The following is a 12611-nucleotide window of genomic DNA, read 5'->3' on the forward strand; positions in this document are numbered from 1 at the left end:
CGCCCCCTGTCCAGCACGGGGCGCCGAGGCATGCCACCATCTTCGGGGCGGTGAGTGGTGATACGAGGACAAGACCAGATGACCGGGACGGCTGACGTGGGCGTGGACGAGGACTCCGACGAGTCCGCCGACGCGCGGTCCGCGGCACCCTCCGGCGCACCCGGCGCCGAGCCGCCGCCGGTAGTCTCCCTGATCAAGGACCGGACGATCAAGACCCCTCAGCAGACCGACACCGGGGCCGCAGCGGCACCCGGCACCGCACCCGTACCCGCGGTCGAGGCGGCGCAGTCCGCCGTACCGGCCCAGCCGGCCGCGCCGGTCAACGGGCACGGGGCCGCGGCGGCCCACCAGCCGCCGGCCCCGGCCGAGCCCGAGGCGGACCGGGCGATCGATCCGGGCGAGACGGACGAGGCGAACGGCGACACCCCGCACCTGGACGTCGACGAACCGCTGCTCGCCGCCCGCGCGCACCGGCCGTCCGACCTGATCCGCTTTCTTGCCGGGGTCCTCGGCATCGTCGCCGTCTTCGTCCTGGCCGGCGTGGCGACCTCGACCACCACCGGCATCGAGATAGACATCGCCTCCAACGCACCGCGGTTCTCCCCGGTGCTCTCCACCATCACCGGCCTGGTCTCCAGTGTCGCGGTCCTCGCCGTCCCGCTCGCCTTCGCGGTCGAGCGGCTGATCAAACGCGACGGCCTGCGGGTCGCCGACGGCGTGCTCGCCTCAGTGCTCGCCTACGGCGTCTCGCTCGGCATCGACTGGTGGGTCGCCGAGGGCGCCTCCGAGCACATCCGGGAGGCCCTCACCCGGTTCCCGCTGGACAGCACCAGCACCCTGACCGACCCGGTGCACGGCTACCTGGCTCCGGTGATCGCCTACATGACCGCGGTCGGCATGTCGAGCCGGCCCCGCTGGCGGGTCGCCCTCTGGGTGGTGGTCGTCTTCAGCGGGATCACCGAGCTGCTCGGCGGCTACACCACCCCGCTGTCGCTGGTGCTCACCGTCCTGATCGGCTGGTCCGTCGCCTACGGCACGCTGTACGCGATCGGCTCCCCGAACATCCGGCCCACCGGTCAGCACCTCATGATCGGCCTGCGCAAGGTCGGTTTCACCCCGGCCAGCGCCCACCGCGCCCAGGACGCGCCCGGCGGCACCCGCCGCTACTTCGTCGCCCAGCAGAGCGGCCCGCCGCTGGACGTCCACATCATCGACCGCGAACAGCAGGCGTCCGGTTTCTTCTACCGCGCCTGGCGACGGCTGCGGCTGCGCTCGGTGGCCGTCCGGCGCAGCCCGCAGTCGCTGCGCCAGGCGCTGGAGCAGGAGGCGCTGATCGCCTACGCGGCCGCCGCCTCGGGCGCCCGCGCCCCGCAGCTGGTCGCCACCTCCGAGCTGGGGCCGGACGCCGCGATCCTGGTCTACGAGAACGTCGAGGGCCGCACCCTCGACAACCTCACCGCCGACGAGGTCACCGACCAGGTGATGGCCTCGCTCTGGGAATCCGTCGCCGCCCTGCACGAGCGCCGGATCGCCCACCGCCGGCTCACCGGCGAGTCGCTTCTGGTCGTCGACGAGAAGACTGCCTGCCTGGTCAACCTCTCCGGCGGGGACATCGCCGCGACCGACCTGACGCTGCGCATCGACGTCGCCCAGCTGCTCACCACCTTCGCGCTGCGGATCGGCCCGGAGCGGGCGGTCGCCACCGCCAACGGGGTGCTCGGACCGGACCGGGTCGCCCAGGCGCTGCCGCTGCTCCAGCCGGTCGGGATGAGCCGCTCCACCCGGGTCGACCTGAAGAAGCTGAGCAAGGAGCGGAAGACCGCGGCCCAGGCCCGGGCGCTGGAACAGGTCGCCGCCGGCGAGCGCACCCAGCAGCAGGCCGAGGAGGACATCGCGGCGGCCGGCGAGGACCTGCTCAGCCGGATCCGCGGCCAGATCCTCCAGATCGCCCCCGAGGCGCCGATGGAGCCGGCCAAGCTGGAACGGCTCAAGCCGAAGAGCCTGATCATGGTGATCGCGCTGACCTTCGCCGCCTACCTGGCGCTGACCACCATCAAGCCGGCCCAGCTCAAGCTCTCCCAGATGAACTGGGCCTGGGCGGCGGTGGCCCTCGCCGGGGCCGCCTTCAGCTACGTCGCCGCGTCGATGAGCCTGACCGGCTTCGTGCCGGAGAAGCTGCCGTTCCGGCGGACGGTGGCGGCCCAGCTGGCCGGGTCGTTCGTCAAGCTGGTCGCCCCGGCGGCGATCGGCGGCATCGCGCTGAACACCCGCTACCTGCAGAAGGCCGGGATCCGCTCCGGGCAGGCGGTGGCCTCGGTCGGTGCGTCCCAGCTGGCCGGCCTGGCCGGGCACCTGCTGCTGCTGTTCAGCTTCGGCCTGATCACCGGCAGCCAGAACAACGGGGACCTCTCGGCCTCCCGCGCGGTGATCATCGGCGTGCTGACCGCCGCCGTGCTCTCCCTGGTGATCGCGGCCGTCGCCCCGCTGCGGCGGTTCGTACTGAACCGGCTGCGCTCGCTGTTCTTCGGCGTGGTGCCGCGGATGCTCGACCTGATGCAGACGCCGAGCAAGCTGGTCACCGGCTTCGGCGGCATCCTGCTGCTGACCCTCTCCTTCACCGCCTGCCTGGACGCCTCGGTGCAGGCCTTCGGCGGCTCGATCAGCTTCTCGGCGGTCGCGGTGGTCTTCCTGACCGCCAACGCGGCCGGCTCCGCCATCCCCACCCCCGGCGGCATCGGCCCGGTCGAGGTCGCCCTGATCGGTGCGCTCACGGTGGCCGACGTGCCGCCGGCGGTCGCCACCCCGGCGGTCTTCCTCTACCGGGCGCTCACCTTCTGGCTGCCGGTGCTGCCCGGCTGGATCTCCTACAACGTGCTGCAGCGCAAGGGCGCGCTGTAGGGGCCGCCCGGGGAACGGCACCGTCACCCGAAGACGCCGAAGGGGCCCGCCGGATCGCTCCGGCGGGCCCCTTCGGCGTCTGCGGACGGACGCCGGTCAGTAGACCGGCTTGTGCGGCTCGATCTGGTTCACCCAGCCGAGCACGCCGCCGCCGAGGTGGACGGCGTTGGCGAAGCCTGCCGACTTCACCACGGCCAGCACCTCGGCCGAGCGCACGCCCGACTTGCAGTGCAGGACGATCTTCCGGTCCTGCGGCAGCGATTCCAGCGCGTTGCCCATCAGGAACTCGTTCTTCGGGATCAGCAGGGCGCCGGGGATGTTGACGATCTCGTACTCGCCGGGCTCGCGGACGTCGACGAGGAAGATGTCCTCCTTGTCGTCCTGCCACTGCTTGAGCTGCTTCGAGGTGATCGTCGAGCCGGCGGCCGCGGCCTGCGCCTCCTCCGACACGACGCCGCAGAAGGCCTCGTAGTCGATCAGCTCGGTGACGGTCGGGTTCTCGCCGCAGAGCGCGCAGTTCGGGTCCTTGCGGACCTTCACCTGGCGGTAGTTCATCTCCAGGGCGTCGTAGATCATCAGCCGGCCGACCAGCGGCTCGCCGACACCGGCCAGCAGCTTGATCGCCTCGGTGACCTGGATCGAGCCGATCGACGCGCAGAGCACGCCCAGCACGCCGCCCTCGGCGCAGGACGGGACCATGCCCGGCGGCGGGGCCTCCGGGTAGAGGCAGCGGTAGCAGGGGCCGTGCTCGGCCCAGAAGACGCTCGCCTGGCCGTCGAAGCGGTAGATCGAACCCCACACGTACGGCTTGCCGAGCAGCACCGCGGCGTCGTTCACCAGGTAGCGGGTGGCGAAGTTGTCGGTGCCGTCGACGATGAGGTCGTAGCCGGAGAAGATCTCCATGACGTTGGAGTTGTCGAGGCGCTCCTCGTGGAGGATCACGTTGACGTAGGGGTTGATCTCCTTGACGGAGTCCCGCGCCGACTCGCCCTTGGAGCGGCCCACGTCCGACTGGCCGTGGATGATCTGCCGCTGCAGGTTGGACTCGTCCACCACGTCGAACTCGACGATCCCCAGCGTGCCCACGCCCGCCGCGGCCAGGTACATCAGCGCGGGCGAGCCCAGGCCGCCGGCGCCGACACAGAGCACCTTGGCGTTCTTCAGCCGCTTCTGCCCGGCCATCCCCACGTCGGGGATGATCAGGTGGCGGGAGTACCTGCGGACCTCGTCAACGGTGAGCTCGGCGGCCGGCTCGACCAGGGGTGGCAGCGACACGGGGACTCCGATGGTCGTCGGTTCAGGCGGCCGGGGGCCAACCTCTTCGGACTTGCACGACGCCACCGACGGGGTGGCTCTGCTACGCCAACAGTGTCATGCCGCACCGGTATTCCGAGACAGCCCGTCCGATGGGCGAGACGGGCGCCCTCGGATGCTGGAACCGTGCCCGCCCCCGGGGGAACCGCCGGCCGCGGGCCGGCCGCGGGCCCGCCGGCCCGCCCCGCGGGGGCCGTTGCGCCCTCGGGGCGGTGGGCGCGCCCGCCGCCCTCCACCGCTCAGACCCGGCAGGCCGTCTCCAGCCAGACGTCCCCGAGCGACTCCTCCAGCGGCACCTGCGTCCGCCAGCCGAGACGGTCCCGGGCGGTCCGCACGTCCGCCTGCCGCCACGGCACCGGCTCACCCGCCGCGACCCTCCCCTCGGCCGGCCGCGGCTCCGGCCCCCGGTGGCCCGGCAGGTGGTGGCCCAGGTGCGGAACGCCGTGCTCGGCCGGCCCGCCGGCCTGCGCAGGGAGCATGACCTGCCGGTTCTCCTCGACCACGGCCCCCTCGAAGCCCGATGCCCGGACCAGCAGCTGGGCCGCCTCCCGGGCCCGGACGGCGTGCCCGCTGCCGATGTTGATCACCCCGGTGGCCGCCGACACGGCCGCCGCCCGAATCGCCCGCGCGACGTCCCGGACGTCCACGAAATCCCGGTATCCGGACAGGTCGGGCATCCGCACCTGCGCCTCGTCCCGCTCCAGCGCCCGCCGCAACCCCTCGGCCAGGCGCCCGAACAGCGAGGCGGTCGGCGCACCCGGGCCCACCACGTCGAACACCCGCAGCACCGCGGCGTCCAGCCCGGAGGCCAGCACCAGCTCCGTCCCGGCGAGCTTCGACACCCCGTACGGGCCGACCGGGCGCGGCTCGGCGCTCTCCGAGACCGGCACCCCGCCCGGCACCGGGCCGTACTCGGCCGCCGAGCCGACGTGCACCAGCCGGGCGGGCTCGCGGCTGCGCCGGATCGCCTCGCAGACGGTGGCGACGGCCAGCGTGTTGGCCCGGATCAGGGTGCGCGAGCTGCCGTAGGTGGCGCCCGCACAGTTGATCACCACCTGGGGCGCAACCGCGTCCAGGAACCGGGCCAGCGCGCCCGGACTGCCGGTGGTCAGGTCGAAGCGGATGTCGGCCGAGTCACGCCGGCCGAGCACCGTCACCTGCAACTCCTGGTCCACGAGCAGACGATCGGTGACCCGGCGGCCGATGAAGCCGTCGGCGCCCAGCAGCAGCACCCTCATCGGGGGTGTCCTTCCACGAAGCGAGGTCGGGTACGACCTGGCGGACAGAGTGTGAGACGGATGGTGAGACGGAGTTCGAGAAGAACGGGGCCGGAAGCCGGGAGCGGCGCCGACCGGCCGGCGGCGGCGCTCAGCGGTGCGCACCGGCCCGGCCGAGCGCCGGCCACGCGTACGCCAGCAACGCCAGCGCGACGGCCCCGCCGGCGAGCAGCCCGGCCGCCGGAGCGGGCCGGCCCAGGACCGGCGGCAGCGCGGTGGCGACCGCCCCGGCCAGAGCACCCAGCGCAGCGGCGCCGCTGCGGCCGCAGTGCGCCAGCAGCGCCGGCAGCACCAGCAGCAGCCCGAGCACGCCCTGCGCCGCCCACTGGACGGGCTCGGCACGCTCGGCCACCAGGTGCAGCAGCCCGCCGCCGTCGCCCGGCCCCGGGCGGGGCGCGACGGCCGTCAGCACGGCGAGCGCGGCGAAGCTGAGCACCGCCAGCACCGCCAGGTGCAGGGCGACCGCCACCGGCAGCACCGGCCGCATCCGGGCCCGGAACTCGGCGAGGGTGCCGGCGGCCCGCAGGTGGCCCCGGCCGACGTGCCGGAACCAGCCGGCGGCCCACTCGGCCGAGCCGACCGACAGCGCGGCCGCCAGCACCAGCGCGGCCGTCACCCGGCCGTCCGCCGGCCCGGCACCGGACGGAGCGAGCGGGAGCAGCAGCAGCACGGCCACCCCGGCGCGGTGGCCGAGCACGGCCGGCCGCCAGCGGCTGGGCGGCACCCCCGCCGGGGCTCCGGCCGGCCAGGGCGCGGCCTGCGGGCCGAGCTCACGCCCTGCGGCGGCCTCCGAATCGGCCGCGCCCGCCGCGACCCGGGCCGGCGGGGCCTCCTCGGCGGGCGCGCCCGGCAGCAGCACGAGCGGGACCGCGGCCGGCAGCAGCACCGGCCACCGGCCACCCAGCCCGGCGGCCGCCGCGACCGGCAGGGCCGTCAGCACCGCCGACCGCAGCGCCCCGCCGCAGCGCCGCTGCCGACTCTCCGGCGGCCCGGCCGCCCGCAGCGCGGGCGGCCGGCGCGGCACCCGGGCGTACAGCTCCTCGGCGAGCGAGAACAGGTCGGCGTGCCGGCAGCGCGCAGCCGCCGCCGGGCCCAGCCCGGCCGCCTCCAGCCCGGCGGCGATCTCCAGCGGGTCGGCGGCGCGCTCGCACAGCTCACGGTGCTCCGCCATCACCTCCCGGACCGGGTCGGCACCGGGGGCCCCGACCGCCGCCCGCTCCCGGGCGGCCCGCTGGCCGGCCATCAGACCGCCTCCGCGAGGGCACCCGCCCGGTCGGCCGCCGAACCGGCGCCGTCCGGGGTCGCGGCGCCCTCCGCACCCGCACCCGCACCCGCACCCGCACCCGCACCCGCACCCGCACCGACCGTGACCGCCGTACGACCCGCACCGACCGGGGCTGCGTCCTCCCCGGCACGCCCCGCGCCCCGGCGGTCGGCCAGCCAGTACTCGGCGGGCCGGGCGAACGGGCGCGGCGGCGCGGCGGCCGCACCGCCGGCCCCGGCCGCCGGGAAGGCCGGCCACTGCGAGACCAGCTCCAGGTAGATCTCCCGGAAGGCTCCGATCACCGGCTCCACGGCGAAGCGTTCCTGCGCCCGCAACCGCCCGGCCAGCCCGAGCCGGGCCCGCCGCTCCTCGTCACGCAGCAGTGCGAGGCAGGCTGCCGCCAGCGCCTGCGGGTCCCGGGGCGGGACGAGCAGCCCGGTCGGGCCGACCACCTCCCGGGCCACCCCGACATCGGTCGAGACCACGGCCCGCCCGCTCAGCATCGCGTCGGCCAGCAGGCCGGGCCCGCTCTGGGCGAGGGCCGAGAAGACGATCACCGTGCCGCCCTCCCAGGCCAGCGCCAGCGACTCCGGCCGCCCGGCGAACTCCACCGCCCCGGCGACCCCCAGCCGCTCGGCCACCGCCTCGCAGTGCGCCCGGTAGCCGCGGACCGCCTCCTCACCGTGGATCAGCAGGCGTGCCCCGGGCTGCTCCGCCCGGACCCGTGCGAAGGCGTGCAGCGCCAGTTCGGTGTCGCGCCCCGGCTCCAGCGCCCCGGCCCAGACCAGGGTGGGGACGGCCGGCTCCGGGCCGGCCGCCGCCCGGGACACCGCCGGGGTGCCCTCGTAGACCACCCGGGTCCGCGCCGGGTCGGCGCCGCAGCGCCGCTGCCAGTCCTGGTCGTGGGCGCTGCCGGGGGTGAGTATCGCGGCCTGCCGGTAGGTCTCCTCGGTGAGCGCCCGGAAGAAGGAGAGCAGCAGCACCCGGACCGGCCACCGGTACGGCGCCTCGCGGTAGCCGAGGTACTGCTCGCGCAGGTGCAGGCCGTGCTCGGTGACCACGAACGGCACCCCGTGCAGCCGCTTCGCCACCAGCGCGGGCAGCGCCGCCGGGCCGCCGCCGACCACGTGGCAGAGGTCCGCCGCGCCGAGCCCGCCGGGCCCGGTGCCGTACCAGGGCGCGGAGAGCGGGCGCAGGCACTGCTCCAGCAGGTCCGCGGCCACCAGCACGTCGCAGACCAGCGGCTGGCCGGCCGAGGTGTCGGCGCCCGGGCCGTGCCAGACCCGCTCCAGGGTGCGGCGGGCGTGCGCGGAGGCCAGGAAGGCGGGCAGCGTGCCGTCCTCGGCGGCGAGCGCGGCCAGCCGGTACAGCCCGGCACCGAAGCCGGCCCGAGCGCCCGGCACCACCAGCGCCCGGACCACCTCCTCGTACGCCCGTGCGTACTGGCGTCTGCGCAGCGCCCCGGGTGCCCGGCCGGCCGGGCGGCGCCCCCAGAGCGCCAGCTCGTGCACGCCGAGGCACCGGCCGCGCGGGCTCCCGGCGATCCCGGGCCCGGCGCGACCGTCCAGCACGTACAGCTCGAAGTCGTGTTCCCGCAGGCCGTCGACCAGTCGGGCGCACCAGCCGCCGAGGCCACGCTGGGAGTGCGGACGCGCACCCTCGGTGAGCAGAGCAACGCGCACGGGAGACCTCCAGGGCAGAACGGATCGGGAGCGGATCGACGGATTGCTTGAGCGGCCACGGCCGGCGCCCGGGGCCCCGCGGGACGGCGCGGGGAGGAGCCCGGGGTGGGGGAGCCCGGACGGCCGGGCACACGGCGGCCACGGCCGGCGGTCGCACCGGCCCTGCCGACCCGTCTGCCTGCGGCCACGCCCTCCGGACATCCCGGGGGTACTCCGGTGGCCGCGACTCCCCCACACCAGTTCGGTCCGACAGCAGAAAGGTAGGACCGGCCCCCGGCAATCCATCGGTCACATGCCTGGCTGCCACCTGAACGAGTGAACCGGCGTGACCTCGCCGCGAACGAGGGCGTTACCGCCGCCCGGCCGGCGGGCGGTCCGCCGCCCAGCCGGGCACGCCGGACCTTCCGCCGGCCCCGTGCCGACGGCGTCCACGCGAGCGGCCCCGCTCCGCCCGCACCAGCGGCCCCGCACCGCTCAGGCCCGGGCGAGCAGCTCCCGCACCGCGCGGGCCACCTCGTCGGGGTGTTCCATCATCGCCACGTGCCCGGAGTCCGGCAGGACCAGCAGCCGGGAGTCCTCGAACGCCGCGCAGGCACGCCGCGCCGAGCGGTAGGAGACCAGCTTGTCGCGCAGCCCGTAGACCAGCAGCGTCGGCACCTTCACCTGGCGGGCCTGCCGCCAGAGCGCCTGGTCCCCGCGCTCGGTGTACGCCGTGACGATCCCGCGCGCCGAGCCGACCAGCGCCTGCATCGCGTACGGCACCTCGATCCGCCGCCGGTACTCGGCCACCGCCTCGGCCCGGGTGGCCGGCGGCAGGGCGCCCGGGTCGCCGTAGACCAGGCGCAGCAGCCCCTCGGCGGCCTCCTCGGGGGTGCGGCCGTTGGCCGGCAGCCGGCGCAGCAGAGCCGGGACACCGGGCACCGCGAGCAGACCGGTCGGCCAGGCGTACCGCTGCGGCGGCAGCTCGGGAAGCGCGGGCGAGATCAGTGTGAGACTGCGCACCAGGTCCGGCCGGAGGGCGGCGAGCCGGACCGAGACCGCTCCGCCGAGCGAGTTGCCGAAGAGGTGGACCGGGCCGCGGCCGGCCGCCTCCAGGTAGCCGATCACCGCGCGGACGTGACCGTTGACGGTGAGGTTGCCGTCGGCCGGCGGCGCGGAGCGGCCGAAGCCGGGCAGGTCCACGGCCTCGCCGTCGACCAGGCCGTCCAGCCGCGCCATGAGGCCCGTCCAGTTGGCGGCCGAGCCGCCGAGGCCGTGCACGAAGAGGGCCGGCGCGCGCCCGTCGACGGGGCTGCCGGCCGCCTCGGAGCGGTGCACCGCGAGCACCGCCCCGGGCACCTCGACCGTGCGGAACGGTGCGGGCCGGCCCGCCTCCGGGCGTATCTGCTGCTCAGCGCTGCTCATGGTGGACGATGGTAGTGAGCCAGCGGCCGCCCGGCCCCGATCGGGACCGCCGTCCCAGACCTTGTCGCACCACTGCCGTTGCCCGTGGTCAGCGCCTATTGTGGGCTCCCGACAAGGGGGCTCCGTGCTTTTCTCAGGCTCGCCAAGCGCGAACGCGGTTACCGAAAAGTAGAATCGGTCACCTTGCCAGCCCCGAACAACCCGTGAAGTGAGGAGCGCCGTGACGGCCATCCAGGAGGCGCAGGAGCGCCCGCGCGGTGCCCGCCTGCCGCGAAGCGCCCGCCGTGAACAACTGCTCGGTGCCGCCCAGGAGGTGTTCGTCGCGCAGGGTTACCACGCGGCCGCCATGGACGACATCGCCGACCGCGCCGGGGTCAGCAAGCCGGTGCTGTACCAGCACTTCCCCGGGAAGCTGGAGCTCTACCTGGCGCTGCTCGACAAGCACTGCGACGCCCTGGTCGAGTCGACCCGCGAGGCGCTCTCGACGACCACCGACAACAAGCTGCGGGTCGCGGCGACCATGGAGGCGTACTTCAACTACGTCTCCAGCGAGTCCGGCGCCTTCCGCCTGGTCTTCGAGTCCGACCTGACCAACGAGCCGGCCGTGCGCGAGCGCGTCGAGCGGGCCTCGGAGGCCAGCGCGACCCTCGTCAGCCAGGTCATCCAGGAGGACACCGACCTCCCCGAGGCCGAGTCCAAGCTGCTCGCCGCCGGCGTCTGCGGCCTGGCCCAGATCACCGCGCGCTACTGGCTCTCGCAGGGCCTGGAGATCCCGCGCGACGAGGCGGTCCGACTGGTCGCGAGCCTGGCCTGGCGCGGCCTGAAGGGCTTCCCGATGCACCCCGGCGCCGAGTCGGCCGAGGCCCCGGCCGCGGAGCAGTGAGCCGCGGGGTGATCGGCCGACCTTCGCCTCGGCCTTGATCCCGTGCTCTATGGTGAAGCCGTACGGCGCGGTCGCCGCGATCGCCTGTCCCAGGTGGTCCGGTACCGCGCGTGGATGGCTGCAACCCCGGAGGGACGGAAGCCGTGGAGGTCAAGATCGGCGTGCAGAACGCGCCGCGCGAGATCGTGATCGAGAGCTCGCAGACTGCCGATGAGGTCCAGAGCGCGGTCGCCAAGGCGCTGGAGGGCACCGAGAAGCTCTTCACGCTGACCGACGAGCACGGCCGCCGCGTCATCGTCCCGGCCGAGCGCCTGGCGTACGTGGAGATCGGCGAGCAGGCCGCCCGCAAGGTCGGTTTCGGCACGCTCTGAGTCGTCCGGCGGTGCCCCGTCCCCCACCGGGGGGCGGGGCACCGTCGCGTGTACGGCCGGGTGCACCGGGGTACGGCCAGGGTGCGGACGCCCCGTGCCGCACGCCCGCAGCCCAGGGGAGGCACCCTTGCCGGTCGAGACGCTCGCCTTCGCCCTCATCGGCCTGATCGTCGGCGCGGGCGCACTGGTGTCGTTTCCCTCCCACTTCCCGGGCGGCCGGGCGCTGACGGCGGGGACGGCCCTGGTGGCCGCGCTGCTCGGCGGGGTGATCGTGCACTTCACCCTGGACGGCGCGTTCCCGGGGGTCGGCATCGCGGCCTCGGCGGTCGTCTCGGGCCTGCTCACCTCGGTCCTGGCCCGGCCGGACCTCGCGGACGGACGGCTGCCCGCGCACCGGCACCGGCCGCACCGGGCCGGCGGAGCGCACCGGCGCCACCGGCACGCCTGACCCGTTCCCGCGTCAGGGCCGGCCGGGCCCCGCCCCCCGCGGGCCCGGGCGCCAGCCGCAGACGTCAGGAGGCGAGGCCCAGCGCGGCCATCCGCTTGGTGTGCGCCTCGGTGATCCGGTTGAACATCTTGCCGACCTCGACCAGGTCGAAGCCCTGCACCTGCACGCCGCCGACCAGCAGGTTGGAGAGCGCGTCCCGCTCGGCGACCACGCGCTGGGCCTGGCTGAGCGCCTCGCCCATCAGCCGTCGGCCCCAGAGCGCGAGCCGGCCGCCGGCCCGCGGGTCGGCCTCGATCGCCTGCCGGACCTTGTCGACGGCGAACTGGGCGTGGCCGGTGTCCGACATCACGCCGAGGACCAGCTCGCGGGTGTCGTCGTCCAGGCGGACCGCCACCTCGCGGTAGAAATCGGTGGCGATCGCGTCGCCGACGTACGCCTTGACCAGGCCCTCCAGCCAGTCCGAGGGCGCGGTCATCCGGTGGAACAGCTCCAGCGGCTCGACGAACGGCCGCATCGCCTCCTGCGGGTCCGCACCCACCTCGGCGAGGCGGTCGTGCAGTCGCTGGTAGTGCTGGAACTCGGCGGAGGCCATCCGGGCCAGCGCCGCCTTGTCGGCGAGGTCCGGCGCGAGCTTGGCGTCCTCGGCGAGCCGCTCGAACGCGCTCAGCTCGCCGTACGCGAGGGCGCCGAGCAGGTCCAGCACGGCCGCGCGGTACCCCGGGTCGGCCGAGCGGCTCGCCCAGTCCCCGATCGAGCCGGCCGCGATGTCCTGCGTCTCACCATGCGTCTCCATGACCCGCCACCTTAGTCCGGCCGGGGCCTGCGCACACGCGGCCCGCCGCCCGGACCGGGGCGGCGGGCCGGGCCTCCCGGACCCCTCCGGAGCAGCCGGGACGGCACCGGAGGACCCCGCCCCGGCGCACCGCCGACGGGCCCCGCCACCTGGGGTGTCACCGGCGTCACGTGTTCGAGTCGTCGCGTGACTGTATGGTGGTAGGGAGACCCGTAGTGCTTGCACGGTGTCACCGCCGTCTCGGTGGCCCCGGCGAGTCCGCTCCGAAGCGGCGCCG

General features: G+C 75.3%; 10 protein-coding genes. 4 read left to right on the forward strand and 6 right to left on the reverse strand.

The genetic code is table 11. The features are described from left to right. Positions 1–78 precede the first annotated feature (78 nt). Positions 79–2898, forward strand: a complete 2820-nt coding sequence (locus ACF9IK_RS13615) for a flippase-like domain-containing protein (RefSeq protein WP_395294477.1) — start codon at positions 79–81, stop codon at positions 2896–2898. Between the two features lie 96 nt (positions 2899–2994). Here ACF9IK_RS13615 and moeZ read toward each other — a convergent pair whose 3' ends face one another. The 5 genes from moeZ to ACF9IK_RS13640 form a co-directional block, all read right to left on the reverse strand. After that, the gene (gene moeZ, locus ACF9IK_RS13620; RefSeq protein WP_395294478.1) at positions 2995–4173 is read right to left on the reverse strand and encodes an adenylyltransferase/sulfurtransferase MoeZ; all 1179 of its coding nucleotides are present in this window, start codon (positions 4171–4173) and stop codon (positions 2995–2997) included. Positions 4174–4451: 278 nt separating this feature from the next. After that, entirely contained in the window at positions 4452–5450 is a 999-nt protein-coding gene (locus ACF9IK_RS13625; RefSeq protein ID WP_395294479.1) for an NAD-dependent epimerase/dehydratase family protein, read from the reverse strand. Positions 5451–5580: 130 nt separating this feature from the next. Then, positions 5581–6732 carry a hypothetical protein gene (locus ACF9IK_RS13630; protein WP_395294480.1) on the reverse strand — a complete coding sequence of 384 codons (1152 nt, stop codon included), beginning with the start codon at positions 6730–6732 and terminating at the stop codon, positions 5581–5583. Next, positions 6732–8435: a DUF3492 domain-containing protein gene (locus tag ACF9IK_RS13635; RefSeq protein WP_395294481.1), complete on the reverse strand. Its 1704-nt coding sequence runs from the start codon at positions 8433–8435 to the stop codon at positions 6732–6734. Before ACF9IK_RS13635 ends, ACF9IK_RS13630 begins: the two co-directional genes overlap by 1 nt. Positions 8436–8909: 474 nt before the next feature. Then, positions 8910–9839 (reverse strand): alpha/beta fold hydrolase, encoded by a 930-nt coding sequence (locus tag ACF9IK_RS13640; RefSeq protein ID WP_395294482.1) that lies wholly within the window; start codon positions 9837–9839, stop codon positions 8910–8912. Positions 9840–10059: 220 nt separating this feature from the next. Here ACF9IK_RS13640 and ACF9IK_RS13645 point away from each other — a divergent pair, with 220 nt between their 5' ends. The 3 genes from ACF9IK_RS13645 (at position 10060) to ACF9IK_RS13655 (ending at position 11541) form a co-directional block, all read left to right on the forward strand. Beyond that, positions 10060–10722, forward strand: a complete 663-nt coding sequence (locus ACF9IK_RS13645) for a TetR/AcrR family transcriptional regulator (RefSeq protein ID WP_395294483.1) — start codon at positions 10060–10062, stop codon at positions 10720–10722. 143 nt (positions 10723–10865) lie between these two features. Further along, positions 10866–11093 carry a DUF3107 domain-containing protein gene (locus tag ACF9IK_RS13650; RefSeq protein WP_238950083.1) on the forward strand — a complete coding sequence of 76 codons (228 nt, stop codon included), beginning with the start codon at positions 10866–10868 and terminating at the stop codon, positions 11091–11093. A 127-nt stretch (positions 11094–11220) separates the two neighbouring features. Then, positions 11221–11541: a hypothetical protein gene (locus tag ACF9IK_RS13655; protein ID WP_395294484.1), complete on the forward strand. Its 321-nt coding sequence runs from the start codon at positions 11221–11223 to the stop codon at positions 11539–11541. Between the two features lie 64 nt (positions 11542–11605). On the opposite strand, the gene ACF9IK_RS13660 is transcribed toward ACF9IK_RS13655, so the two are convergent. After that, positions 11606–12334: a ferritin-like fold-containing protein gene (locus ACF9IK_RS13660; RefSeq protein ID WP_395294485.1), complete on the reverse strand. Its 729-nt coding sequence runs from the start codon at positions 12332–12334 to the stop codon at positions 11606–11608. Positions 12335–12611 lie beyond the last annotated feature (277 nt).

The sequence above is a fragment of the Kitasatospora hibisci genome, assembly GCF_043950205.1.
Classification (GTDB): Bacteria; Actinomycetota; Actinomycetes; order Streptomycetales; family Streptomycetaceae; genus Kitasatospora; species Kitasatospora hibisci.